The organism is Microbacterium sp. R86528 (assembly GCF_044596335.1).
Classification (GTDB): domain Bacteria; phylum Actinomycetota; class Actinomycetes; order Actinomycetales; family Microbacteriaceae; genus Microbacterium; species Microbacterium marmarense.
Genome location: NZ_CP138996.1, coordinates 1161300 through 1187948 on the forward strand (window position 1 = coordinate 1161300; position 26649 = coordinate 1187948).

Consider the following 26649-nt stretch of genomic DNA (forward strand, 5'->3'; position numbering starts at 1 on the left):
AGCACCCGGCCGGGCGAACCGATAGGGTGAGTTCGGTTACCTGAACCGCACCCGATCACCATGGAAGGCGACCGAGTGAAGACTTGCGTCTATACCTACCTCATCGGCAACTATGACGGACTTCTCGCGCAACCCGTCGCTGCCGACAGCACAGCAGACTTTCTCTGCTTCACAGACGACCCCTCGTTGCGCAGCGATGACTGGGAGATCGTTCTTGTAGAGCCCCGCTTTCCGACCGACACTGTACGTAGCGCTCGAGCGCTCAAGATCCTCGGTCACGAGCGCTTGCGACAGTACGATGCCACCCTTTGCATCGATGCTTCGGTGCGCCTTCGGCAGCCGCCAGAAAATATCATTGCGGCGTGGTTGGATGATGACGAGGTCTTTGCCCTGGCCGAGCATAGCTATCGCGAGCAGTTGCTCGACGAGTTCGACGAGGTTGTGCGCCTCAACTACGACAACGGTGAACGAGTGCATGAACAGCTCCTCGCGTACTCAAATGCGCATCCAGACTGCCTGACAGCAAAACCCTTGTGGACGGGCATGATGGCACGTCGGCGCGACGAAAAGGTCGATCTTGCGATGCAGCGTTGGTACGAACATGTGCTGCGATACTCACGCCGTGACCAGCTGTCGATCCTGGTAGCCCTCGATCAGATCGACTTGCCGTACCGGAAACTCGACATCGACAACTTCAGTTCGGAATATCACGAGTGGCCCGTAATCGCATCGCGCAAGGTGGCGCAGGGTAAGGCGAGTCCGTATTCCTCAGGTCCGCTCCTCGCTGAACTTCGACGTGCAAAGAGGGAAGTCGATCAACTATCCGCCCGCCTCGAACCGCTCGATGAGATGACGGTCGCAAGGCTCAACACCGAGCTGGCAGAGCTGGGTGCGCAGTTGCATGGCGCCGAAACGGAACGCGAGCGGCTAGAAGAATCATTCCACGAACAGCTCGTGGATGTCGGGATTTGGCAGGAGCGATGGTTGGGCACCCAGGGTGTGGCGGGTGCAGGCGCCAACCTGGTTCGAAGCCTTACCACTGCCGTCCGGCGCCCGTTCAACCGCAAGCGCCGCTCCTAGCTATGGCGCCAGTGGCGCACTGCGCGAGCTACGCGGCGTCGAGCACCGCTCAGCAATGTGCGTACCTTGCGAAGCACGCGCCTCGGTAGCGAACGATCAGCCGGATTCAGCCGCGCGTACATATTCACAAAATCGCGCCAGCTTCCTGACCCGACGTATCCTGCACGCTTGAGAAAATGTATCTGCTCGACGGTATCGCCCGGAATCGTCGTTGACATCTGGTCGAGGTTGTAATCGAACGCAGTGTGGCTGATCGAGAGATACTCAGTGGTACAAACGGTACGCGTGTGATATCCGAGCTCGCCAGCGGCATATGACGGCACCCGCTCAAGCACGTGAGCGAGCCCGCCATCACGATAGGCCTCCGCTCCGCCGAAGTCCTCGTACTTCCAGGGATGCTGAACGAGCAATCGCAGAGCCGCCGGGCGCGCGATGAACATCGAACCGTACGGAGCAAGTGGAGAGATCTCGTCCGGCGGCACGTGGAGGCCGAGCGTCTCAGCGATGCGCTCATAGCCCGGCTTATTCGACCACCACCCACGACCCATCGTCGGGTAGCCGATGTGAATCGTTGGCGGGTATGCCATGCCGAGGCCCGGTTCTCTCTGAAACAAGGCGATCAGATTGGCCGAGTAGCCCTCGCTGTTGAGCAGGTTGTCGAACTGTTGCCGCTTGAAATGGCGGCCGACGTTGAAGCCGTCTTGCGGAGTTTTCTTCGAGTGGAGTTTGACGACGAGGTCATACTTGTCGCTGAGTAATACGTCGCGGCAGCCCACGAGAAATGCGCTTTGGTCACGGCCATCGTTCTCAACCACTCGCACTTCGTGTGATCGCGCTCCGCCGTCGCGCCGGTCGAGAATCTCACGAATAGCAACCGCTCGCTCTTCCTCGGGCGTGGTGACTACCAGGTCATATCCGCCAGGAAGCGTGTCGACATGATCGAGGATTTCATCCGTCATCTCGACGTAGTAGATGTGCGTGATAACAACCGTGCGGAAGGGTTTGGTGGGGTCGTAGGAGATATCGATGTCAGGAAGAACCTCGAGCATCGCCGCGTCCGCGTTCATCACACGTGGCGGAACGTTGCGTGCCAAATTGTCCCAAATCAAAGGCATCGGATAACCGTGCTTTTCCACGGTCTGCAACGTCCACCGACCGATCACCGCGTGACGATCCAAGAACGGCGGATAGTGGAACAACGGTCGGCGCTTCAACAGCGGACAACCGTCCTCGATCAACAAGTCCGCGTTGAACAACGCCGGGTGCGTCGTCGGATACTTATCAAACCCGAACGCAACACCCGCAGTGAAACCACGATCCGTGAAATGCTCCGTGAACACCGCCTCGTGCTTCAACACAGCATCAAAGTAGTCCGGCATCGCCGGAAGATCCCGCCAGTACGATGCCCACGTCTCCGACAAGAACATGTCACGACGCACAGCAATCCAAAACGACTGCAAGTGATACGCCAGACGCCCCTCACCCGTAAACGGGTTCGGCACCTCCTCAGCATGATCGGTCATGCCCCAAAAGTGCACCTCACGGGCATCCATCCGCTCAAACAACGGACCAAACGGACGCACCGGACCGTACCAAGTGTCGTTCGCCAGCACGATCTCGTCATACGACGAAAGATCACCCGCGAACTCCAACGCCTCTTTATGCGCCCAAATGTCGTACCCGACGTTCTCACGCACCAACACCGAATCCGACACCGGCGCCAACTTCTCACGCCCCGCCGCACTCAACGAACCGTTCGCCACCACCAACACATGCGCCGCATGCTCACGCAACGCAGCCAAAGCGTGAACAACAAAATCCTCTACCTCGCCACGCCGGTCATAAACGACATACACAACCAGCCGACGACCACCATCAGGAAACACCGACGGAGCCAAAACCCCAGAAACCTCACTCACAACCCCGACACCTCCCCCGACACCACAACCGACGGCTTGCCACGAAGACGAACGCGTACACGCCGGTAGCGTTCCAACAACGTCCACGCCCGGCCGAAGATCGGCTCTAGCATGCGACTCAAACGGGGCCGGTTCATCCTCAAATACATGCGCGAGAGACTGATCGGTCCGCCGTGGCCGACCCAACCAGCCCGGTGCAAGAACTGGATCTGTTCGACGGGATAGCCCGGAGTAGTTGAGAACATCTGGTCGACTTTGTCTTCCAGCGCGGTGTGGCTGATCGCCGCGTGCTCAAGGTTCAGCACGGTGCGGCAATGGTACCCGCGTTCGCCTGCGGCATAGGGAATCAGCCGCTCCTGCATTCGCGCAAGGTCGCGCGGACCTCGCGCCTGAGCACTCGGATAGTCCGAGACGCTCCAACGCTGCCCCGCAATGATGCCCAGCGCATCGGGGCGCGCCACCCACATACCCCCGATAGGGGCCAACGGGGAAGGATCATCGAGGGGCACTCGGATACCAAGCTGCTTGCAGAGTTCGGAGACCGGATGCTTAAGACCGGCCCATCCGCGACCCATCGATGAACGACCGATGTGGGCCATCGGAGGAAAAACGACGCCGAGTCCCGGCTCCCGCTGAAACAACGACTGCAGGTTGGCAAAATAGCCTGCTGAGCTGACGATGTTTTCGATTTGGTGCCGCCGAAAGTAGCGCCGCGAGTTGAAGTCCCGTCCAGCTCTTTTCATTGAGTGAAGCTTCACGACGAGGTCATAGCGCTCGCTGTCGATCACGTCTCGGCAAGCGATGAAAAATGCCGCCATATCACGGCCATGACCGGACGCGAGCATGCGCACCTCACAGCGCGCCTCATCGAGATCATCCCGGCGTGCGATCCGATCGCGCACATACTCAGTGTCTTCGATGCCGACCGTCGTGAGGAAAAGATCTGCGCCAGAAGGGAGCATGCAGAATCGATCCAGCAACTCGTCAACCTGCGCGATATCGCGTATATGTATGACAGCCGCGATGCGGAAGGGTTTGGTGGGGTCGTAGGAGATATCGACGTCAGGAAGAACCTCGAGCATCGCCGCGTCCGCGTTCATCACACGTGGCGGAACGTTGCGTGCCAAATTGTCCCAAATCAACGGCATCGGATAACCGTGCTTTTCCACGGTCTGCAACGTCCACCGACCGATCACCGCGTGACGATCCAAGAACGGCGGATAGTGGAACAACGGTCGGCGCTTCAACAGCGGACAACCGTCCTCGATCAACAAGTCCGCGTTGAACAACGCCGGGTGCGTCGTCGGATACTTATCAAACCCGAACGCAACACCCGCAGTGAAACCACGATCCGTGAAATGCTCCGTGAACACCGCCTCGTGCTTCAACACAGCATCAAAGTAGTCCGGCATCGCCGGAAGATCCCGCCAGTACGATGCCCACGTCTCCGACAAGAACATGTCACGACGCACAGCAATCCAAAACGACTGCAAGTGATACGCCAGACGCCCCTCACCCGTAAACGGGTTCGGCACCTCCTCAGCATGATCGGTCATGCCCCAAAAGTGCACCTCACGGGCATCCATCCGCTCAAACAACGGACCAAACGGACGCACCGGACCGTACCAAGTGTCGTTCGCCAGCACGATCTCGTCATACGACGAAAGATCACCCGCGAACTCCAACGCCTCTTTATGCGCCCAAATGTCGTACCCGACGTTCTCACGCACCAACACCGAATCCGACACCGGCGCCAACTTCTCACGCCCCGCCGCACTCAACGAACCGTTCGCCACCACCAACACATGCGCCGCATGCTCACGCAACGCAGCCAAAGCGTGAACAACAAAATCCTCTACCTCGCCACGCCGGTCATAAACGACATACACAACCAGCCGACGACCACCATCAGGAAACACCGACGGAGCCAAAACCCCAGAAACCTCACTCACAACCCCGACACCTCCCCCGACACCACAACCGACGACCAATGGTCCACATCGACCGTGACACGAAGTAGCGCGTCGTCACTGATCTTAGAGTCAGTGGTCAGTGTTTTCCCTGCTCAAGTGCTGTGAGCAGGTATCGACCGTAGCCGCTCTTCAACAGTGGCTCCGCCCGTGCGCGCAGTTCCTCGTCCGACAAAAAGCCCATTCGCCACGCGACTTCTTCGGGGCAGCCGATCGACAATCCTTGACGCTTCTGCACCGTGCGGATGAACTCGGTCGCTTCGCTCAACGAATCGAACGTGCCCGTGTCAAGCCAGGCTGTTCCGCGCGGGAGAATCTCGACCTTGAGATCGCCCCGATCAAGGTAGGCCTTGTTGACATCGGTGATCTCAAGCTCGCCGCGCGGTGATGGCTTCAGCTGCTTCGAGATCTCCACTACGTCATTGTCATAGAAGTAGAGGCCCGGGACCGCGTAGTGACTCTTTGGCTTCGCAGGCTTTTCCTCAAGCGAAACGACTTTGCCACCGCGATCGAACTCGACGACGCCGTACGCGGTCGCATCGTCTACCCAGTAGCCGAAGACCACCCCACCGGTGAGCTCGTTGTACTGCCTTAGCCTCGTTCCGAGCCCTGGACCGTAGAAGATATTGTCACCGAGCACGAGTGCGACGCTCTCAGAGCCGATGTGCTCTTCACCGAGGATGAATGCTTGCGCAAGTCCGTCCGGTGAGGGCTGCATCTTGTAGGTGATATTGATTCCGAACTGGCTTCCATCGCCCAGCAATCGCTGAAACTGATCTGCATCGTGCGGCGTCGTGATGACGAGAACATCGCGAATTCCCGCCAAGATGAGCGTGGCAAGCGGATAGTAAATCATCGGCTTGTCGTAGACGGGCACCAGCTGCTTCGATGAGCCGAGGGTGATGGGATGCAGCCGGGATCCAGTCCCGCCCGCGAGAATGATTCCGCGCATACAACCAGTTTCCCCTACCGCGGGTCAGCCACCAAACAGGTCAGCAGCGATTCTCTCTCGCGAGAGTGTCGTATGCGCTGCCGCAATCTGCACGTCGTTGGCACCCGAACCGACGTTGAGAGCGTTCAATCCCGACACTTGCGAGCCCGGAATAAACCACCAATGCTGCTGACCAGCCGCCACCTGTCGGGTGCGGTAACCGCTGATGACGGCGGTGCGATGCAGCCAAACGTCGTCCGCTGACGGAGTGAGCGAGCGAAAGACGTCGCCCTGGTCGAGGAGGGCTTGCTGAAGCGGAATGGGCAGAATCTGGCCTGAAACCGACGTAGCGAAGTGTGCGAAGCTCGGCTCATCATCGTCGCACGAGCGCCAGGTGGCGTACGGGAGAAAGCTATCGTCACTCATTCCGATGACGTGCGCCCGGTACGCGACGACGTGCTCCGGGTGCTGAAGATGCACGCGCATCAACCCTTCAAGCCACGTCGCGGGATAGACGATGTCGTCATCACTCAGCACGAGCGGAACGTCGAGCGCTGATTCAAGCAGATAGGGCCAGTACTTGGTGTGAACTCCGAACCCTGGCGGGCAGTACCGAATTTCCAGGCCCCGATGTTGCAACCGACGTAGCCGCCAATTTTGCCTCTTGGGCGGCGAATCGAGCCACAAGATCAATCGCCCCGGACGCATGGTCCCGCGCCCGATCGACTCCAGGGCCAACCAGACATCTCGGGTGCGTCTTCCGTGAGTCGTCATCGTGACGGTCACGGGACACGACGCGTCGACCACCTTCTCTCGCGCGCGAGGGTCGCTGTTGCTTCTCCAGAGAGTCGCGATATCTCGAGCGACTTCAGGCGGCGGACTGTCAACCGTGCCTGCGGAATGCGGCAACCCGCCGAATGTCTCCGCTGCGGTGCGTAACCCCCGGCGGACGCGCCCGAACATCGTGCCGGGAGCTAGATGCGTCATCCATCAACCATATAAGTGGCAGGGACCACTCTCAGCGGACGCCACGTTTGCCAGATACGCTGGTGTCATGCGTAAGTTGCTCGTTACCGGCGGTGCCGGGTTCATTGGTTCGAACTTTGTGCATCATTTGGTTGAGCACACGGATGACCATGTCACGGTGCTGGATAAGTTGACGTATGCGGGCAATGTGCAGTCTCTGGCTGGGTTGCCTGAGGACCGGGTGCGGTTCGTGGAGGGCGATATCACGGATGCCGGGTTGGTAGACGGGTTGTTTGCTGAGGTGGATGCGGTGGTGCATTACGCTGCGGAGTCGCATAATGACAATTCTTTGGATAACCCGCGTCCGTTTTTGGATACGAACATCATCGGCACTTACACGTTGCTTGAGGCTGCGCGTAAGCATGACCGGCGTTTTCATCACATCTCGACCGATGAGGTGTATGGGGATTTGGAGTTGGACGATCCGGAGCGTTTCACCGAGTCGACGCCGTATAACCCGTCGTCACCGTATTCGTCGACGAAGGCGGGTTCGGATTTGTTGGTGCGGGCGTGGGTGCGTTCGTTTGGTGTGAAGGCGACGATTTCGAACTGTTCGAACAACTATGGTCCGTATCAGCATGTGGAGAAGTTCATTCCGCGTCAGATCACGAACGTGATCCGCGGGATTCGCCCGAAACTGTATGGTGCGGGTGAGAACGTGCGTGATTGGATTCACGCGGATGATCATTCCAGTGCGGTGTTGACGATTTTGGATCGCGGTGTGATGGGTGAGACGTATCTGATCGGTGCGGATGGTGAGAAGAACAACAAGGATGTTGTTGAGCTGATCTTGTCGACGATGGGTCAACCTGCCGACGCGTACGATCACGTCACGGACCGTCCCGGTCATGACATGCGTTACGCGATCGATTCAGCACGGTTGCGTGATGAGTTGGGGTGGATGCCGCAGTACAGCGACTTTGAGTCAGGGATCGCCGCGACCATCCAGTGGTATCGCGATAACGAGGCCTGGTGGGCTCCCGCGAAAGATGCCACCGAAGCGTTCTACGCATCGAAGGGGCAGTGACCGTGACCGACGAGTCCGCGATCGTGTTCAGCAAGCCGCTCGCGGCGACCACGACGGCGATTCCGGGGTTGGTGGTGTGGGATCTGCCCGTGCATGGTGATGCGCGCGGGTGGTTCAAAGAGAACTGGCAACGCGAGAAGATGGTCGCTGCCGGTTTGCCTGATTTCGGCCCGGTGCAAAACAACATTTCGTTCAACGACGCCGTCGGCACCACGCGCGGCATTCATGCCGAACCATGGGACAAATGGGTGTCGGTCGCGACCGGCCGGATCTTCGGCGCGTGGGTGGATCTGCGCGAGGGCCCCTCGTTCGGTGCCGTGTATACGACCGAGATCGACCCGTCCCGGGCGATCTTCGTTCCCCGCGGTGTCGGCAACGCCTACCAAACCCTCGCCGCAGACACCGCCTACGTGTACTTGGTGAACGATCACTGGTCCCCCGCGGCGAGCTACACCTTCTTGAACCTTGCTGACGAGACCGCCGCGATCGATTGGCCCATCCCGCTCAGCGAAGTAGAGATCTCCGCGAAAGACCTCGCCCACCCCCGCTTGGACGCCGTGGTGCCGATGCCACCACGCAAAACACTCGTTCTCGGCGCAGACGGCCAACTCGGCCGTGCGCTGCGTGACGTGCTCGGCGACAGCAACGTCGAATACGCCACCCGCCACACACTAGATCTCACCGATCCTGACCTGGCCACCGCGAAACACTGGCGCGATTACGGCACCATCATCAACGCCGCCGCATACACCGCCGTTGATACCGCCGAAACCCCCGAAGGACGCGCAGCCGCGTGGAACGTCAACGTGACCGCCGTTGCTTCGCTTGCCCGCATCGCCACCGCACACGACATCACCCTCGTGCACGTGTCCAGCGACTACGTCTTCGACGGCACCAAAACCGGTGCCTACCTCGAAACTGACCCGATCAGCCCCCTCGGCATCTACGGACAAACGAAAGCCGGTGGCGACGCGATCGTCACCACCGTGCCCCGCCACTACATCCTGCGCACCTCATGGGTCATCGGCGAAGGCAACAACTTCGTACGCACCATGCTCCGACTCGCCGAACGCGGCATCAACCCCGCCGTCGTCAACGACCAAACCGGCCGGCTCACCTTCACCACCGACCTCGCCACCGGCATCCAACACCTCATCAACACCAACGCCCCCTACGGGACATACAACCTCACCGCAGCAGGCGAACCCACATCCTGGGCAGACATCGCACGCATGACTTTCGCCGCTGCCGGACATGACCCCGAAAGAGTCTCCGCAACCACCACGGCCGAGTACTTCGCCAACGCCACCACTGCAGTCGCACCCCGCCCGACCAACAGCACACTCGCGATCGAAAAACTCACCGCAACCGGCTTCACCCCCGCCGACCAACTGGATCAACTCAAGCAATACATCCACGACGCACTCGCCTGAGTCCAGACCGAGCGCGCTCACTTGAGTCCTGACGGAGCTCGCTCAAATGAGCCGCCACGACCACCGTGACGGCTGGCACGGGCTCAGCAGCGCGTCGATGAGGCAACCGCGCTTGTCAGGCTTGGCTCCCCTCCCAAAAGGGTGAGGCCGCTAACGTTGGCATTCACGAGCCAGTCTTTCGTCGACGATCGAATACACGTCTTGGGTGTTGTCAGCAACGGCCATCCCTGCTGTGCGGCGAGCACGGCGCCCGTGAGCGCGTCAGGGAACAGTTCCCCACTGGCCAGGTACGCACCTGAAGCTCCCTGAGGGTACGCCTCTGCGACCAACATCCGGCCGGTGTCATAGCGATCAATTCCGCCGTATTTGCTGTCGACCGCGATGCCTGCGTTCGCTATTCCCGAGCGGATGCCTGTGCTGACGGCTTTCTCATCTCCCGCAACAATGACGCGTGTGATGCCCCAGTCCTTCATAGCCAAGACCGTCACCGGATCAGCAGATGAGGCCGCGCCGTTTACGAGAACGACAGGCCTGTTGAACGCGCCGCCGAGACCTGCGGCAACAACAGAGTCCGGGAAGTTTGCCCCCGTAGCAACGTACGCGGTCGTTGCCGATTCGAAGAACATCCCCGCAATCATGCGACTGGTTTCGTAGCGATCGACACCAGCGACCCGCTCAATCTTGGCAGTCGGCGCGATGATCGCGATCGCCTGAGCGAGTGCCCCAGAGATGCGGTCCTCGCCTCCGATCAGGTAAATCGTCGCTGGGGAAAGGCGCTGAACTTCTTTTCCAACCGAATCACGCAGCTGGTCGGGCTCGGTGAGCAGCAGAGCAGCATCGGTGACTCCCGCAGCAGCGCCAGCACCGAGCGCGTCTGGGTAGTCAACACCGCTGGCGATGAAGAGCGTGTCGGTGCCGGACGGATACGCCTTCTTCGACACTGCCACCGCAGTGTCGTACCGCGACTCGCCAGAAATCCTAGTCGAGGGGAAGGTCACCGGGTCGTAGGTCGACAGGTAGTCGCTGTGTGCCCAGTAGGACTTTCCCGACACCGTGATCCGCCACCACACGCCGTATTCCCCGGTGCGCGTCGCGGTGTCACCCTGGCCAAGCTGTATGCGACCGGTGTCGCAAGCGGTGGTGGGCGCTGTGCGCACGTTCAACGCGCTGACGGTGACATACACTGACCCGCTTGCTGGCACGACGCTCGACTCCGACGGTTGCGCGCAAGCGTCTGTGCCGCCGGTCGGGGTGTCCGTCGACGGTAGCGTGAGGTACTGCGAGGAGATCCATACGGTTTTTCCTGAGAGCGTCGCTCGCGTCCAGGCGCCATACTGTCCGGTGATCGAGACCGTCGCTCCCTTATCGATCTGTGTGATGCCCGTCGTGCAAACGAGCGTGGGGGCCGAGCGCACGTTCAGGTTGTCGATCTTTACGGTCGCGGTACCAGTTCGGCTGGAGATGTCCGCGGTGAGCGGCAGCTGGCACGCTGGGGTCTGTGCAGGGGCGCCAGTCGACGATGACGCGCCCGGATCAAACCACGCGACGTAGTAGTTGTAGAAGTTGCGGTTTCCGTAGGTTGAGCACGTGTCACCAGTGCCCCAACCCGCTGAAAGCGCCGCGACGTTCGCTCGGTAGGGCGTGTAAATGTAGAGGTTCGCGGTGGCCTGATTCTGGATATACACCTTCGAAGTGCCACACGAACTGTTGGGGTGCCACTGAATCGTGTTGATCTGGCCAGCCTTGTAGTTGTACCAGGAGGGATTCTGTGTGTACACCTGCATCTGGCGGGCAGCGCCATACATCTGGTTGAAGAAGCCCGCTTGGCGCGGATCACAGGCCGCGGTGTCGGGGCAGGACTGCCCCATCGCGGCACCATACATTGTTGACGATGGAGCGGTCGACGTCACGAGGCCCTGCTCTTTTTGCAACATCACCAGCAATACCTTGGGACTGATACCGCAAGCGAGCGCAACCTTGTTGATGATGGTGGCCGCGCTCACCCCCGTCTGCGCGCTCAACGCTGAGCAGTATTTATCCGCCGACTTGGCTGCGATGTCGGCCTTGTATGACTTGAGACAGGTGTAGCCCGATGCGCAATTGCTCACCTTGCTGTTCAGAAAAGTTTGAATCTGCGTAGCGTTCATCGAATCGCCGTCGAAGAACGCAGCGTCGCTGATGATGTACCCGCCCTCGAGAATCGATCCAGGCAGATCGGCCGCTTCGGCGTCTGACGTCGGGGCGACGACGAGCAGCGCGGCGATCAGCACACTTGTGAGGAGGGCGGCGAGAGCTTTCGCGCGCGCGGGGAGAGTGCTCTCGAGCAGGGTAGGCATGTGGCCATTGTGGCGGATGTGAAAGCCGTGCACCAGTCCGAATGAAGAACCTACAGTTCCGCGTGCAACTGCCAGACTCTCTCCGCCGCCTCGTTCCACGAGAACGAACGCCCCCGGTCGGCCGCCATCACGGCCAGTCGGTCAGCGCTATCGGTTGATTCCAGGGCGGTAGACAGCGCCTCGCCCAGACCATCGCGAAGCGTCGGTGCATCCGCACCCGAGATGATGATGCCGCCGTCGGCAACGACTTCGCTGAGCACCGGTGACTCGACGGCCACCAGCGGCACACCGAGCGCGAGCGCTTCAACCACTCGCCAGGGAAAGGCCGTTCTGCGGGAAGGCGCAACGAACGCCAGCGCTCCCCCAAAGACGGCAGCCCGGTCGGCCACATCGAGCGAACCGCGCACATGCAGTCGGTGCTCAGGCACCCCCGCAGCCGAGGCAAGATCCGCGATCGCCGGTTCAGCGCCGTCAGCCACATCGAGAACCACGACGGGAAGATCGATTCCAGACGCAGCGATGCCACCGAAGCCGATGTCAAGAGCTGCGGATTCGCCGGGCCCACCCGACATCAAGAGAAACCCTTCGGGCAGACTCAGAACACGCCGCCGTCCGATCTCGTCGGACGGCACCCGGTAGTTCTGCGGCGCCGCGCCAGAAATCACCCGAATGCGTTTGCCGAGCTTCGCGATGCTTGCCAGCCGGTCTGCAATCGCATGAGTGGGCACAACGACGGCGTCAGCGTGCTTTACAGCCCGTTTCAACATCGCTTTGTGCCACGCAACCGTGTTGCGTGAGTACTCATCGGGTGACTCCCACGGGCCCAGATCCCACAGTGTGACGACCGTTTGATCGTTGTCGTGGGTGCGACTGTGGCGCACCAACGGCGCGAAAAGGGTCGGCGAGTGGATCATGCCGCCCCCAATCCCCGTGCCGACACCCAGTTGCAGCGCCGCTGCGAGCTCGCGTCGCGCAAGTGCTGTGCGTTGCGCTCCAACAAGTCCCGACACGTCTTCGAGGTCTCCGCTTCCGCCCGCTGGAGCTATCGCTTCAACGACGCAGCCCTCAGGGGCACGCCGCACGAGCGCTGCCGCAAGCTCTCGCGATGCTTCCCCGAGAATGGGGTCTGTGGGCGCGACGACCTGGTCGAGCATTACCCGCAATGTGGCGACCATCTGATCAGCCCTCCGGTGACGGTGTCGGCGGGTGCAACGCCGAATTCACCAATTCGTGAATGAAATCGAAGTCCGGGGCGTACTCGTCAACGCCGCCCTCGGGCGTCAACTCGATCGTGTTGATCGGCTGGTCCTGCGCTTTGAGGGCAAGATCGGCCAGCGTGGGAATAAGTGACTGAGGCAGGTCGGTCTCGACGATGTCGGCGCCAGCTTCAGCGACCTCCTGGAAACGAGTCAGCACGGTCTGCGGGGTGAACTGAGCAAGCATCGCCGCCTGCAGTTCGCGCTGACGTTCCATCCGGTCGAAATCACTCGTCGTGTAGCGAGAGCGCGCGTACCACTGCGCCGTCTCGCCGTCCATGTGCTGTTCACCGACCTCAATCCAGCCAATCGCCCAGTCATCGGCGGGCTGACCTTCATAGGCCGGGCCACCCCCCTCGGGAAGCCGCTCATCGACGGTGATCGTCACGCCGCCGAGCGCATCGATAAGAGCTGCAAAGCCGTGCATGTCGATGAACACGTAGTACGGAATCTCGATGCCGAGAATGCCCTCAGCAGCATCCTTCGTCGCCTCGATTCCCGGCGCCGAGCCACTGGCGGCCGCATCGGGATAAAGCGCGTCACCATCACGGCACACCTCTACCTCGGTCTGCAACTGGTTGATGCCGCTGCCCCAGCCACAGCTGGAATCGGCGTAGCCGGTGTGTCCGTCGGGGTACAGATCTTGCATCGGGCCCGCCGAAAACGGAAAGCCGGGCATATCTCGCGGGATGCCGGTGATTGTCGTTGCCCCAGTTTCGGCGTTGACCGACACCACCGAAATGCTGTCGAATCTCATCGAGTCGCGACCTTCACCGCTGTCAGCGCCGAGCAGCAGGATGTTGTAGTAGCCGTCTGATGGGGGCACCGAGGCGGCACTCGCGCCGAAGATCGCGCCCAGCGTCTCGCGGGCCGTGCCCGCTGCCGAGGCTGCATATACCGCTCCTCCGCTGGAGAGCACGAGAAGGGCTGCAGCCAGCGCGGCGATGCCGACACGCGCGAAGGCTTTTGCCTTCACGAGGCGCACGAGCCGCAGCGTGTCGATCGTCAGCACGAGCCACAGAATTGCGTAGGCAACGCAGACAGCCTGCGCGAGCAGCAGCACGAACCAGTTCGTTGCCAGCGTCAAAAACACCTGCTGCCACAGCAGTGCGACCAGCGCGACCAGCACGAGCGCAACCCACATGCCGAGCGTTGCGCCGAGGCCGATGCGACCGAGGCGACGGTTGCCCGCGAGAGCTTGCGCCGAGCCGGGGATCAAGAAGTTGAGCAGAACCAGCCACCAGCCGCGACGCGACATGACCGCGGGCACCGACGAGTCGGGATACCGCATCGGCTGCTCTTGGATCAGCCCCTGACGCGATGAGCTTCCCACGCTCTCACGGGGTGGGCTTGCGACACTCACAACGACTCCTTGAGCCGCCGGTTCTTCTCTTCGACCTGCCCCTCGAGCGAGCGAGCGTAGGCCTCCACAGCGTCGCCAACCGATTCGTCGGAGGCGCCGAGAATGCGCGCCGCCAACAATCCAGCGTTCTTCGCACCGTTGATCGAGACCGTCGCAACAGGAATACCCGCTGGCATCTGCACGATGCTCAGCAGCGAGTCGAGCCCGTCGAGCGTCGACAGCTGCACGGGCACTCCGATCACGGGCAGCGACGTCAGCGACGCGAGCATGCCCGGCAGATGAGCGGCGCCGCCTGCGCCCGCGATGATCGCTTTGAGGCCGCGGCCACGAGCCTCACGACCATAGCTGAGCAGCTTGTCGGGAGTGCGGTGAGCCGAAACCACCTCGACTTCGTGAGGAATTCCGAAATCTGTCAGTGCTTGACTGGCGTCGCTCATGACGCGCCAGTCAGAGTCAGAACCCATCACTACGCCCACCAGCGGGGCGTCGGAAGCATGCAGTGGCACAGTCACCCGTCCAGGGTAGGTCGCAAGACTGTAAGAACCCCGCAACGGCGCGCTTGCCTGCGTGACAAGTCAGTCTTCGAAGTGGGATGCTGCGGCTCGCGCCTGATACGCGACGTCGTCAAGGTCGTCGCCGCTCACTGTCACATGACCGACCTTGCGACCGGGCCGCGGCTCTTTGCCGTAGGTGTGGATCTTTGCCGCGGGGTGTTCAGTCATCACCGCAGCGAACCTGCTCTCGAGTGAGTCACGTTGCGGGCCGCCAAGGATGTTCACCATCATTGACCAGCCGGCACGGGCCGAGGTGTCACCGAGCGGCAGATCAAGCACCGCCCGCAGGTGCTGCTCGAACTGTCCGGTCACGGCGCCGTCTTGTGACCAGTGCCCGCTATTGTGCGGTCGCATCGCGAGTTCGTTGATGAGCAGCCGTTCGTCCGTGGTTTCGAAGAGCTCGACCGCGAGCATCCCCGTCACACCAAGCCCCTCAGCGATCGCGCGACCGATCTCACCCGCCACCGATGACAGCCGGTCGCTGGCGTGCGGCGCCGGTGCGATGACTTCGGCGCACACGCCCTCTCGCTGCACGGTTTCGGCCACGGGATACACCGCAATCTCTCCGGAAGGGCGCCGGGCCACCTGCTGCGCGAGTTCGCGCGAGAAATCGACGAGTTCCTCGACCAGCAAAGCACCACCACGGGCGTCTTCGGCGAGTGCAGCGAACCAGTCCTCGGCTTCGGTCGCCGCGCTGATGACACGCACACCCTTGCCGTCATAGCCACCACGCGGCGTCTTGACCACGGCTCGACCACCGTGCGCGTCGAGAAACTCCTGCAATTCGGCGGTGCCCGAAACCGCAGCCCAATCAGGTTGCGGCATGCCGAGCTCGGCCAGTCGTGCGCGCATGACGAGCTTGTCTTGGGCGATACCGAGAGCGGCCGGCCCCGGGTGAACCGCCACACCGGCGTCGACAAGCGCGCTGAGCACGTCTTGGGGAACGTGCTCGTGATCGAAGGTGATGACGTCAACGTCGCGTGCAAAGCTCAGCACGACTTCGGCATCGTGATAGTCGCCGACCTGGGTTGCTGCGAGCGAGGCCGACATGCTCTCCTGCTCGGCGAGCACCTCGATCTCGATACCGAGTTCAACGGCAGGCGCGATCATCATTCGGGCGAGTTGGCCGCCACCGACGACTCCGACTTTCAATGACATGACTCCATCTTCTCTCACACGTGCCGACGACATCGCCGGGCAGGCGCGTCAGCCCTGCGGCGGAAGCGGCGGGAGCGGGGGAACAGGCGGAATCTGCGGCTCGCTGGGGCCTGACTGTGCATCGCGGTGAGCGAGAATCTGGCTGACTTCCACCTGATCAACCAGTGTCTCGTGCACGAGGAGCACGTTGGGCACGTTGACCAGCCGCATCGGCGCATCGGCGCCATTTGACAGCGTCAGGGTGCCGGTCCCCCACATCCGCTGAATGAGTCCCCGCTTCATTTGGATCGTGTAGCCGCGCACGTGAGACAACTCGCGGCGGCGACGGCGCAGCATCCCGGAGCGCTCAAGAACGCGTTGCGTGGTGACGGTGTACAGCCGCGATCGCCAGTGAAGAAATGGCACCAGAACGAAGAAGAACACTACCGTGCCCGCAGCAGTGAACAGCATCCAGTCTTCTAGACCGGCTGGAAGATTCGAATAGAAGTAGCCGCAGGCCCCCGCTACCGCGATGAGCACGAGGGCAGACCAGAAGAGCCGCCGGGCATGTGAGCGCATTTTCGCAATGCGCATCTCAGCGGTCGCAGGCGCGCCAGGGGCAGGAAGGTAGGGCCGTCCGCCGTAGCTCACCGGTTGCGTCATGCTCCCATTGTGGCGGCCCCCGGCGACACCGCCCGATGCCACGCCCGAACGCGACCGAGCAGAAACCGGTCGTCGGCGCTCGTGCACCACTTCGTCGGCGCTCGTGCACCACTTCGTCAGCGCTCGTGCACCACGTCGTCAGCGCACATGCACGACGTCGCCCGCTGCCACCGCCGTCTCAGCGCCGTCGCTCGTCACCACGACGAGACACCCGTCTGACGCGATCCGTTGCGCTCGTCCGCGCAACACCGATTCATCTGGCAGCGACACCGCGACCTGACGCGAGAGCGTCGTGCACAGCGCCTCGACCTGCCCCACGATGCCGGCTGCACCCGCATCGCCCGCAGCCGCTGCCAGTGCGCCTAGAGTTTCATTCAAAGCAGCCAGGTAGTCCGCGACCAGCGCGTCGTCGTCGCAGTCGACTCCAAGCACGGCGAAAGAGGTCGCGCTCGGTACGGGCAGCTCATCACGCGCCATGAGCGTGTTCACTCCGACCCCCACCACGATCGAATCAGGGTCGCCGAGAACGACTTCAGCCAGAACGCCACTGATCTTCGCTCCATCGACCAGAACGTCGTTCGGCCATTTGAGTCCGGCGGTATGAGTGCTGCCCCGCAGCTGAGCTGCGACGGCCCTCGCCATCGCGGCGCCAGCAAGCAACGGCACCCACCCCCGTGCCGCTGCGGGAATGTCTGCCACGCGCACGAGAGTAGAGATCGCCAATGCTGTTCCCGCGGGAGCGGACCATTGCCGACCCCGCCGGCCGCGACCGGCGCGCTGATCTGTCGTCAGCAGCACGCCGAGGTGCGGCCACTCGCCGGGCGCCGCGATCACCCCTGAAACCAACTCCGCATTGGTCGACGCGCTGAAGGGCAGCACCTCGACACGTGGGCTGATCGCGGCAGTGCGCGGATACGACGAAACGCCATCTGACATAGCCCCCACGCTACTCGCGGGTTAGGCCATCCACAGCCGGATGCACCAGCCCTTGTTGAATATCTCCAAGTCATCCGGCGTCACCGCCGATAGTGTGGAACGCGTGACCGATCAGCCCGACCTCTTTACCACCGCCGGCAAGATCGCCGACCTCCGCGCTCGCTATCAAGAGGCGGTCGTAGACGCCGAGAAGCTGGCACACGACAAGCAGCACGCCAAAGGCAAGCTCACCGCGCGCGAGCGGGTTGAGCTGCTCGTCGATCCCGGCAGCTTTGTCGAGCTCGACGAGTACGTGCGACACCGCACAACAGCGTTCGGCATGGATCGTTCGCGCCCCTACGGCGACTCGGTCGTCACCGGAATCGGCACGATCCACGGACGCACCGTCGCGGTCTATTCGCAAGATTTCTCCACCTTCGGCGGTTCGCTCGGCGAGGTCGCCGGCGAGAAGATCATCAAGGTCATGGAATACGCGCTGCGCAGCGGCATCCCGATCATCGGAATCCTCGACTCCGGCGGTGCCCGTATTCAAGAGGGCGTTGTTGCGCTCGGCAAGTACGGCGAGATCTTCCGGCTCAACACACGCGCCTCGGGCGTGATTCCACAGATCTCGATCATCATGGGCCCTGCCGCGGGCGGCGCCGTGTACTCACCCGCACTCACCGACTTCGTCATCATGGTCGACAAGACGAGCCAGATGTTCGTGACCGGACCCGACGTCATCAAGACCGTCACCGGCGAAGACGTCGGCATGGAAGAGCTCGGCGGCGCTTACACCCACAACACCCGCTCGGGCGTTGCGCACTACCTTGCCGACGACGAAGACGATGCAATCGACTACGTGCGCACCATGCTCGGGTTCCTTCCCGACAACAACATGGCTGAGCTGCCCGTCTATGAGAACGGTTTCGAGTTCGAAACGACGGATGCTGATCGCGCACTGAACTCAATCATCCCCGACTCTGCCAATCAGCCCTACGACATTCACACGGTCATTCGCGGGATTGTCGACGCCGAAGATTTCCTTGAGGTGCAGCCGCTGTTCGCGCCCAACATCGTGATCGGGTTCGGCCGCGTCGAAGGTCGTTCGGTTGGAATCATCGCCAACCAGCCGTCGCAGATGGCGGGCACCCTCAATATCGAGGCGGGCGAGAAGGCAAGCCGCTTCGTCAGGTTCTGTGACGCGTTCTCTATTCCCATCGTCACGCTCGTCGACGTGCCCGGCTACCTTCCCGGCACCGATCAGGAATGGACCGGCGTGATTCGCCGCGGCGCAAAGCTGCTCTACGCGTACGCGGAAGCAACAGTGCCCCTCGTCACGGTGATTCTGCGCAAAGCATACGGCGGCGCCTACATCGTCATGGGATCAAAGCAGTTGGGCGCAGACATCAACCTGGCGTGGCCCACCGCCGAGATCGCGGTCATGGGCGGGCAAGGCGCGGTGAACATTCTGTACCGCGGCGAGATCAAAAAGGCCGAAGAAGCCGGTGAAGACGTCGCGGCAGTGCGCACCCGCCTTGCGAACGAGTACACGTACAACGTCGCATCCCCGTTCTTGGCAGCCGAGCGTGGCGAGCTCGATGGGATCATCGAACCCGCGCAGACTCGCGTGTCAGTCGCTAAGGCGCTGCGCTCCCTTCGCGGCAAGCGCGCGAGCCTTCCCCCCAAGAAGCACGGAAACATTCCGCTGTGACCGAGCGCGAAGCCGCAGCCGAGACCGGTCTCACGATCGACATTCTTCGAGGCACGCCGAATGACGCTGAGCTTGCAGCGTTGATGGCCGTCGTGAGCGAGGCTTACACTTCGGAAGCCGCGGCAGCAGTCGTCGACGACGAGCCCGCCCGCAGCGCCTGGTCGCTCTCTCAGCGTGGCCTGCGAGAGCCGTTGCGCCGCGAGTGGGGGTGGGCGCGGGGCTGAAGTCGCCGAATCGGTCGAAATCGAACCGATTTGTCCCCCAAAGTACCTACATACAAATACCCAGCGGCCGGGTCATACTTGAATTGCTGGAACGCTTCTGCGTTCGGCCGACCTGCTTCACCGCACTGCGTGAAGCCCAGGTTCGGCCCTTGCAGACGGTTTTCGGGTAACTGTCTGCTCTCAAGATGAGGGGCGAGCGGCTTCGCCGCCCCTCATCTTTCTCTCTAGCTCGTTGCTCTTCTAACGCGTGGCGTCAGCGTGCAGGATCTCGTGCCAGAGGTCGACAGCGTCTTCGTCGCTCGGGCCTTGATCAGACGCGGAACGGCCCACCACCGTCACGGCAACCGTTGCGTTTCGAGAGGTGCGCACGTACAGGCGATCAGACGTCGATGTGTGCAGGATCGTCGCGAGCTGCGCTCGAATTGCCTGCAGTGCGGTCTCGTCAAGTGCATCGAGACCACCCTCGTCAAGCACAGTCACGGTCGCGCCCCGGCGCCGTGCGCGCTCAAGCTCCTGCTGCACAGCGTCATCGATCAGTCGCGGACCGCGCATTTCATCGCGCAGCCGGCCCTCTGCCACACGAGCTTCCACGCGCTCTTCCTCGCTGAGATCTCCGCCGGTCTTCACCGTGCGACCCAGCACCGGGCCCGCAACGGCGAGAGCCCGCTGCACCTGCACACGTCGCTCGCGCTGCCGCACGAGGTGCGAGGTCTGCCACGCTGACGCTGCACGCTGCAACTGCGCGAGCCGATCAGTGTCACGGGCGGCACGGTCCAGGGAACGCACGAGAAGCTGCGCGACAGCAACCCAGACGATCGAGCCGACCAGCCCCAGGCCCAGCGCCGCTGGCGCGCCCATCCACGCAATGGATCCTGCCGCGAGCAACGCAATCCCGAACCAAGCAACCCAAGGGCTGTGCCGAGACATCACGACCGTCATCAGCGCACCAATGCCACCGAGGTACCAGGTCGCGAAAGATGCTGTCACCAGGTCAGGCCCCGCTGCCACCGCCACGGCAGTCGGAACCACTCCCGCGCAGGTCAGCGCAAGCACCCTTGCCAGCAGCGGAAGCCGGTTCGGAGGAATCGATCGACCCGAGCGCGAGAGCTTGCTCGACGAGCGAGGCATCCACAGAATACAGAGCAACGCTGTCGCGAGGTAGAACGCCAACACGGCGATCGCGAGAATCGGCTCGGCAGGTGTCGACGTCCACCACATTCCGCGCACAGCCAGATACACGGTGAACGCCAGCCCGAGCGTCGTGAGCACATTGCGCACGCTGATCATGCGACGCCCCTCCGCCAGGTGATGAGAACCGAAGTTCCTTCTTCGGTCGAATGGATGTCCGCGCGACCGCCGACCGCGGCCACCCTCGCGATGATCGAGGCCTTGATGCCCAATCGATCATTGGCGACGTTGTCAAGATCAAAGCCACCGCCGTTGTCATGCACCGAGATCTGCATCTCGCCCTTGCGGTCTTGCACGCTCACCGCCAGGCCTACTCCGTCAGCATGCTGCAGAGCGTTGGCGATGCCCTGAGTGGCGGCGAGAGTGAGCGCTCGGCAGATGCGGCCAGGCACCGGCTCGGGGTTCTCGGCGGCAATGAGTGTCACCGGTACATTGGCGCCAAGATCGCTCACAGCAGCTTCGAGATCGTGCGCGATCGTCGCGGCATCTCCGGGAGCGTCGCTTCCTTCGCGGGGATCCTGCTCGGTGTTCGCCAAGCGCGTGAGGGCGTCGCGCGCCATACCCGCTGAAAGTGTCTGCTCGCGGGGCGTGTGTGCGCGCTCAGCGGCGATCAATGCCGCAAGCACGCTGTCGTGCATGAGGGCGGCGAGCTCGGCTCGCTCTTGCTCGACGGCTTCGGTCGCCGCAGCATCGGCGTATGACGACACGGCGCGCGCCCTCGTCTCATCGACATTCGCGGCCATGGAGCGAAACAACCATCCGAGCGCGAGCAGCACCCCACCAAGAATGAGTGCGAACGATACGTCAAGGCTGGTGGCGAAGAAATTCTCGCGCGAGAATTCGCCCTCGATCACGCGCACTACGCCGAACATCAGCGGCACCAGAATCGTCCAGACGATCTGGAGTGGGAGCGGAAAGGCGATCACCGCGGCCAGCGTCGCAACGTTCACAAGAAACCAAATCCACGGCTGCACCGTAGGCGGTGGAACGATGCCGTCAGTCGCTACCGGCCACAGAGCCAGCAGCACGACGTAGGCCACCGCGAACAGGGCGCCACCGACCCGCATGCCTCGGCCGATCAAACAGGTGAGAATCAGCACCGCGAGCGGGACGAATGCCAGCAGCATCAAGGGCAAATGCCACTGGGGAAGCTGATCTGTCGAATCGATCGCGAACAGAAACGACTGCAAACCCAGTACGAGCGACCCAAGACCGGCGGCGAATGTGATGATTCGCTCCACACGGGTGCGTGTGAACGACCCGATCCCCTGCGTCGCTTCGCGTGTCGAGGGAATCTGCTCCCACGCACCGTCCAGCATCGATGATGAAGTGTCAGCGGCCACTCGCGGCCTCAGAATCCATCAGTATTCCGTCTTCCATCGCGCGACGCAGCAGGTCGACTTTCGTCGGTGCGGGGCGACCCACTTCGACATATTTAACCCGCACTCTCGTGATGTTCTCTTTCGCCGTCGAATAGGCGATCCCCAGACGATCGGCCACTGCTTTCAACGGCAACCCGGCGGCGTAGAGGCGCAGCACATCACGTTCGCGCGCTGAGAGTTGAGCGTCAGCAAAATCGATGTCACCTTCGATCGCGCTTGCCCATTCCACGTTGTGGAGAAGCTCACCCAGGGCGACTGCGCGAATCGCCGCAGTGACGTCGTCAATGGGCGACGACTTGCTGACAATGCCCGCGGCGCCCGCGGACAGCGCCTCGCGAACTGCGGCAGGGCGATCCGCCACGCTGTGGATGATGACGTGAGACCCGTCGCCGACAAGTTGGCGCACATTCTCGGTCACCGTCGTGCCGTCGCCCAGGGTGAGATCCAACACCACCACGTCGGCGGGTAGGGCGGTGTGGCTCTCGCACCAGCGCAGATACTCGGGCACAGAGCTGCCCGAGAACACGACGCGCTCGGTACCACCGCGCGCGCAGGCGGCTTCAAGCCCGAGTCGCACGGACTCGTGATCGTCGATGAGTGCAACGCGTGTCATGCGGTCACTCTATCGAGGCGCGGCAGTGCGCGTGAGCGTGGCAATCGCCTCAACGTGGTGCGAGTTCGGAAACAGGTCGAGCGCGTCGACGCGCGGGGTCTCGTAGCCCGCTTCACGGAAGGTGGCGAGATCACGAGAGAGTGCCACTGGATCGCACGCAACATAGACGATTGCTGCCGGCGAAAGGTCGGCCACTCGCTGCACGACTTCGCGTCCAGCACCCGCACGCGGCGGATCGAGCACCACGACGCCCCGCGAGAGCTGCTCGCGGTCGGCGGCGGTGGCGCTGGCCTGAAGGGCTTTGAGCCAGCGATCCACCCGGCCGGTTTCGGCGCGCGCGCGAGAGAGTCCCGAGAGGTTCGCAGCGGCATGTTCAGTGGCACGCGCGCTGGATTCAACCGTGGTCACCCGAGTTGACTTTCCGCCGAGAGCTGCGAGGGTCGCGGCAAACAGTCCCACGCCGCCGTAAAGGTCCAAGTGATGCGCGTCAGGGTCTATGGCTGCGCCTTCGGGTTGGATGCTGCGCAGGGCGTTCTGCAACGCCAATGTCAGCGAGTGCGCCGCCAGCCGGTGCACTTGCCAGAACCCGACCGCGTCGACCTTGAAGTCCTTGCCGTTGACGCTCTCGACGACGACTTCGCGCACGGCGCGTGCGTTGGCCCCGGAACGGGGTCGGGGTGCTCGCTCATCGGGGCGTGCCACAACGCGCACCCGCCCGTCTGCGGCCTGAATCAGATCGATGCGACCCGGTGCGCCATCCGACAGTTCTTTGGCCGCTTGCTCGATCGCTTCGGTGGCGAGGGGGTATGAATCGACGTGCACAACGCTGTGGGTGCGCGCCGCGTACGGCCCTACGCGCCCGTCGGCATCGACATGCAGGCTCACGCGAGTGCGCCACCGAGTGCCATCGGGGGTTTCTTCGTCGCGCACGGCACCGTCGCCATCGAGAACGGGGGTAGCGGGAACAATCGACGCTGGCACGTCGAGCCCCCCGAAACGCTTCAGAGAATCGGTGAGCACCTCGAGCTTCAACTCGCGCTGATGAGCGAGCTCAATATGACCGAAATCAGCGCCACCCGGGCGCTGCTCGGGGGCGAACTCGATGTCTGCCTGGCGCCACACGTGCGGCTGGCGGTGCGGCGAAGCATCCAAGACTTCAAGCGCTTCTGCCCGCCAGAACGACTTCTTACGAGTGTCGACAAGTCGCGCACGAATCCTTTCGCCGGGAAGAGCGTCGGGAACGAAGATGACTCGCCCCTCATGGCGGGCGACGAAAACGCCGCCGTGGGCGACGCCCGACACATCAAGGTCGATAAGGTCGCCAGCGTTCTTTGTCGATTCAGTCACGACTAGAGCCTACGGTGGGTCACATGCGTGTATGCCTTGCTTCCACCTCGCCTGCTCGCCTGATGCTGTTGCAGCAGTTCGGCATTCGACCGCTGACGGTGGCTCCCGACGTCGACGAAGAAGCCGTGATCGCCGCCGTTGAAGCGAGCGAAGGCCGCATTCTTGCCCCCGACGAGCACGTCTTGCTTCTCGCTCGACGCAAAGCAGCCGATGTTGCCGCTCGTCTGGCCGATGACATTCCCGACTTCGACGGCATTGTGATCGGGGGGGACTCAATGTTCGAGTTGAACGGCGAGGTACTCGGAAAACCACACCTTGCTGCTCGCGCACGCGAACGCTGGCTTGCCATGCGCGGGCAGACCGGCGTGTTGCACTCCGGCCACGCCGTCGTGCGCATCACACCAGACTCGGCACCACACGAAGTACACGCGGTCGCCGAAGCCGCTGTCACGTTCGCCTCGGATGTGAGCGACGACGAAATCGACGCCTACGTCGCGACCGGAGAGCCACTCCAGGTCGCTGGAGCGTTCACGGTGGACAGTCTGGGCGGCGCGTTCATCACTCACATCGCGGGTGACCCCTCGACGGTCGTCGGCATGTCGGTTTCGACCCTTCGAGCGCTCGTGCGCGAGCTGGGAGTGTCGTGGACTGACCTCTGGCACACCGTTGACCCTTCGGTGCGCCAGGGACACGCCGAGTTGTAGCTACCCGCAAAGGTTATCTGCCGCTTCTTGTACGAACCAGTGAAAAACGAGCGGCATACCCTCGGTAGGCTGGCAATCATGCCTCAGATCGCCAAGGTGCTCATCGCAAACCGCGGCGAGATCGCCGTCCGTGTCATCCGTGCCGCCCGCGACGCGGGCAAATCCTCGGTCGCCGTCTACGCCGATCAGGATCGCGACGCCATGCACGCCCGCCTCGCGGACGAAGCATATGCACTTGACGGCAGCACCAGCGCCGAAACCTACCTTTCGGTAGAGAAGATCCTCTCGGTCGCTCGGCGCTCTGGCGCAGACGCCGTTCACCCTGGCTACGGCTTTCTGGCTGAGAACGCCTACTTCGCCCGCGCGGTGATCGCCGCTGGCCTGGTGTGGATCGGGCCCTCCCCCGAGGCGATCGAATCACTCGGCGACAAGGTCACTGCCCGCCACGTGGCCGAAAAGGTGGGTGCCCCGCTCGCGCCCGGCACTCCCGGGCCTGTCGCCGATGCATCCGAAGTACTGGATTTCGTCGCCGAACATGGTCTTCCAATCGCGATCAAGGCCGCGTATGGCGGTGGCGGTCGCGGCCTCAAGGTTGCCCGCAAAATCGAAGAAGTGCCCGAACTGTTCGAGTCCGCAACCCGTGAGGCGATCACCGCCTTTGGACGCGGCGAGTGCTTTGTCGAGAAATATCTCGACAAGCCCCGCCATGTTGAAACCCAGTGCCTCGCAGATGCCGCTGGCAAAGTCGTCGTGATCTCGACGCGCGACTGCTCGCTGCAGCGTCGCCACCAGAAGCTGGTGGAAGAGGCGCCAGCCCCCTTCCTCACCGACGAACAGAACACCCTGCTTTACGAATCGTCAAAGGCGATCCTGCGCGAGGTCGGCTACGTGGGCGCGGGCACTTGCGAGTTCCTCATCGGCGCCGACGGCACCGTCTCATTCCTAGAGGTCAACACGCGACTTCAGGTGGAGCACCCTGTCTCTGAAGAGGTCACCGGCATCGACCTCGTACGCGAGCAGTTCCGCATTGCCGAGGGCGAAGAGATCGGCTACGGCGATCCAGTCGCTGAGGGACACTCCATCGAGTTCCGCATCAACGGCGAAGATGCCGGCCGAGGGTTCCTTCCCCAGCCCGGTCCCATCCATGTATTCAAGACATTCGGTGGGCCCGGCATTCGTCTTGACTCAGGAGTGACCGCAGGCGATTCTGTCAGCGGCGCGTTCGACTCACTGCTCGGCAAGATCATCGTCACCGGACGCACCCGCGCCGAAGCGCTGGAACGCTCACGTCGAGCACTGGACGAGTTCGAAGTAGCCGGCATGCCGACGGTCTTGCCGTTTCACCGCAAGGTCGTCCGCGACCCCGCTTTCACGGCAGAAGCTGGCCAGTTCGGTGTGTTCACCCGTTGGATCGAAACAGAGTTCGTCAATGACATTCCGGCTTGGGACGGCGAGCTCGAGGCCCCCCAACCCGCCGAAGCACGGCACACGGTTGTGGTGGAGGTGTCGGGTAAGCGGCTAGAGGTCAGCCTGCCTGATCGCGTCGTGACGGCGAGCGCAGCGCCAGGCCGCCCGGTTGCGGTGCCGCCCTCGCGGCGATCACACGAGAAGTCTGCCACCGCTGGCGCGTCCGGCGACGCCGTGAAGTCTCCGATGCAGGCGACCATCGTCAAGATCGCCGTTCAAGACGGCCAACAGGTTGTCAAGGGAGATCTTGTCATCGTCCTTGAGGCGATGAAGATGGAACAGCCGATTCAAGCGCACAAAGACGGCGTCATCGGCGCCATCAACGCGGCTGCTGGCACCACGGTGGCAGCAGGACACCAACTGCTCACGATCAGCTGACCGCGCAACGCGTCGCGGCGGT

Annotated in this window: 22 protein-coding genes; 7 read left to right on the top strand and 15 right to left on the bottom strand. The window is 62.4% G+C overall.

The window, feature by feature from the left end:
* Positions 1–75: 75 nt before the first annotated feature.
* Positions 76–1080, top strand: coding sequence for a glycosyltransferase domain-containing protein (locus SJY18_RS05645; protein WP_396668664.1), 1005 nt, complete (start codon positions 76–78; stop codon positions 1078–1080).
* Here SJY18_RS05645 and SJY18_RS05650 read toward each other — a convergent pair.
* The 4 genes from SJY18_RS05650 to SJY18_RS05665 all read right to left on the bottom strand — a co-directional run bounded on the left by SJY18_RS05650 (position 1077) and on the right by SJY18_RS05665 (position 6539).
* Positions 1077–2999 (bottom strand): rhamnan synthesis F family protein, encoded by a 1923-nt coding sequence (locus SJY18_RS05650; protein ID WP_396668665.1) that lies wholly within the window; start codon positions 2997–2999, stop codon positions 1077–1079. The genes SJY18_RS05645 and SJY18_RS05650 overlap by 4 nt on opposite strands.
* Positions 2996–4951 (bottom strand): rhamnan synthesis F family protein, encoded by a 1956-nt coding sequence (locus SJY18_RS05655; RefSeq protein WP_396668666.1) that lies wholly within the window; start codon positions 4949–4951, stop codon positions 2996–2998. The genes SJY18_RS05650 and SJY18_RS05655 overlap by 4 nt, the downstream gene beginning before the upstream one ends.
* A gap of 97 nt (positions 4952–5048) precedes the next feature.
* Positions 5049–5921 carry a glucose-1-phosphate thymidylyltransferase RfbA gene (gene rfbA, locus SJY18_RS05660; RefSeq protein ID WP_337339069.1) on the bottom strand — a complete coding sequence of 291 codons (873 nt, stop codon included), beginning with the start codon at positions 5919–5921 and terminating at the stop codon, positions 5049–5051.
* A 24-nt stretch (positions 5922–5945) separates the two neighbouring features.
* A complete protein-coding gene (locus SJY18_RS05665; protein WP_337339068.1) occupies positions 5946–6539 on the bottom strand; it encodes a hypothetical protein in 594 nt (197 codons plus the stop codon).
* A gap of 415 nt (positions 6540–6954) precedes the next feature.
* Here SJY18_RS05665 and rfbB point away from each other — a divergent pair, with 415 nt between their 5' ends.
* Positions 6955–7953, top strand: coding sequence for a dTDP-glucose 4,6-dehydratase (gene rfbB, locus SJY18_RS05670; RefSeq protein ID WP_396668886.1), 999 nt, complete (start codon positions 6955–6957; stop codon positions 7951–7953).
* Positions 7950–9386: a sugar nucleotide-binding protein gene (locus SJY18_RS05675; RefSeq protein WP_396668667.1), complete on the top strand. Its 1437-nt coding sequence runs from the start codon at positions 7950–7952 to the stop codon at positions 9384–9386. The genes rfbB and SJY18_RS05675 overlap by 4 nt, the downstream gene beginning before the upstream one ends.
* Before the next feature lie 83 nt (positions 9387–9469).
* Here the strand turns inward: SJY18_RS05675 and SJY18_RS05680 are convergent, their stop codons facing one another.
* The 7 genes from SJY18_RS05680 to SJY18_RS05710 all read right to left on the bottom strand — a co-directional run bounded on the left by SJY18_RS05680 (position 9470) and on the right by SJY18_RS05710 (position 17631).
* Positions 9470–11722 (bottom strand): cell wall-binding repeat-containing protein, encoded by a 2253-nt coding sequence (locus SJY18_RS05680; RefSeq protein WP_396668668.1) that lies wholly within the window; start codon positions 11720–11722, stop codon positions 9470–9472.
* A 50-nt stretch (positions 11723–11772) separates the two neighbouring features.
* Positions 11773–12897, bottom strand: a complete 1125-nt coding sequence (locus SJY18_RS05685) for a glycosyltransferase (protein WP_396668669.1) — start codon at positions 12895–12897, stop codon at positions 11773–11775.
* 4 nt (positions 12898–12901) lie between these two features.
* Complete coding sequence (locus SJY18_RS05690; protein WP_396668670.1) at positions 12902–14341, bottom strand: LCP family protein; 1440 nt, start codon at positions 14339–14341, stop codon at positions 12902–12904.
* Positions 14338–14805 (bottom strand): 5-(carboxyamino)imidazole ribonucleotide mutase, encoded by a 468-nt coding sequence (gene purE, locus SJY18_RS05695; RefSeq protein WP_337338688.1) that lies wholly within the window; start codon positions 14803–14805, stop codon positions 14338–14340. The genes SJY18_RS05690 and purE overlap by 4 nt, the downstream gene beginning before the upstream one ends.
* 111 nt (positions 14806–14916) lie before the next feature.
* Positions 14917–16053, bottom strand: a complete 1137-nt coding sequence (locus SJY18_RS05700; RefSeq protein ID WP_396668671.1) for a 5-(carboxyamino)imidazole ribonucleotide synthase — start codon at positions 16051–16053, stop codon at positions 14917–14919.
* Positions 16054–16101: 48 nt separating this feature from the next.
* On the bottom strand, positions 16102–16695 hold the full coding sequence (locus SJY18_RS05705; RefSeq protein ID WP_396668672.1) for a PH domain-containing protein: 594 nt from the start codon (positions 16693–16695) through the stop codon (positions 16102–16104).
* Positions 16696–16833: 138 nt separating this feature from the next.
* Positions 16834–17631 carry a biotin--[acetyl-CoA-carboxylase] ligase gene (locus SJY18_RS05710; protein WP_396668673.1) on the bottom strand — a complete coding sequence of 266 codons (798 nt, stop codon included), beginning with the start codon at positions 17629–17631 and terminating at the stop codon, positions 16834–16836.
* A gap of 103 nt (positions 17632–17734) precedes the next feature.
* Between SJY18_RS05710 and SJY18_RS05715 the strand changes: the two genes are divergently transcribed.
* Together SJY18_RS05715 and SJY18_RS05720 are read left to right on the top strand one after the other, a co-directional pair.
* Positions 17735–19324 (top strand): acyl-CoA carboxylase subunit beta, encoded by a 1590-nt coding sequence (locus SJY18_RS05715; RefSeq protein WP_337338672.1) that lies wholly within the window; start codon positions 17735–17737, stop codon positions 19322–19324.
* Positions 19321–19548 carry an acyl-CoA carboxylase subunit epsilon gene (locus tag SJY18_RS05720; RefSeq protein WP_396668674.1) on the top strand — a complete coding sequence of 76 codons (228 nt, stop codon included), beginning with the start codon at positions 19321–19323 and terminating at the stop codon, positions 19546–19548. Before SJY18_RS05715 ends, SJY18_RS05720 begins: the two co-directional genes overlap by 4 nt.
* A gap of 240 nt (positions 19549–19788) precedes the next feature.
* On the opposite strand, the gene SJY18_RS05725 is transcribed toward SJY18_RS05720, so the two are convergent.
* The 4 genes from SJY18_RS05725 to SJY18_RS05740 are packed head-to-tail and all read right to left on the bottom strand — an operon-like array spanning position 19789 to position 24078.
* Positions 19789–20835 (bottom strand): hypothetical protein, encoded by a 1047-nt coding sequence (locus tag SJY18_RS05725; protein ID WP_337338670.1) that lies wholly within the window; start codon positions 20833–20835, stop codon positions 19789–19791.
* Positions 20832–22079 carry a sensor histidine kinase gene (locus SJY18_RS05730; protein ID WP_396668675.1) on the bottom strand — a complete coding sequence of 416 codons (1248 nt, stop codon included), beginning with the start codon at positions 22077–22079 and terminating at the stop codon, positions 20832–20834. Before SJY18_RS05730 ends, SJY18_RS05725 begins: the two co-directional genes overlap by 4 nt.
* The gene (locus tag SJY18_RS05735) at positions 22069–22731 is read right to left on the bottom strand and encodes a response regulator transcription factor (RefSeq protein ID WP_337338668.1); all 663 of its coding nucleotides are present in this window, start codon (positions 22729–22731) and stop codon (positions 22069–22071) included. Before SJY18_RS05735 ends, SJY18_RS05730 begins: the two co-directional genes overlap by 11 nt.
* 9 nt (positions 22732–22740) lie before the next feature.
* Complete coding sequence (locus SJY18_RS05740; protein ID WP_396668676.1) at positions 22741–24078, bottom strand: class I SAM-dependent RNA methyltransferase; 1338 nt, start codon at positions 24076–24078, stop codon at positions 22741–22743.
* Positions 24079–24101: 23 nt separating this feature from the next.
* Here SJY18_RS05740 and SJY18_RS05745 point away from each other — a divergent pair, with 23 nt between their 5' ends.
* Entirely contained in the window at positions 24102–24782 is a 681-nt protein-coding gene (locus tag SJY18_RS05745; protein ID WP_396668677.1) for a Maf family protein, read from the top strand.
* A gap of 78 nt (positions 24783–24860) precedes the next feature.
* Positions 24861–26627 carry a biotin carboxylase N-terminal domain-containing protein gene (locus SJY18_RS05750; RefSeq protein WP_396668678.1) on the top strand — a complete coding sequence of 589 codons (1767 nt, stop codon included), beginning with the start codon at positions 24861–24863 and terminating at the stop codon, positions 26625–26627.
* Positions 26628–26649: the final 22 nt, after the last annotated feature.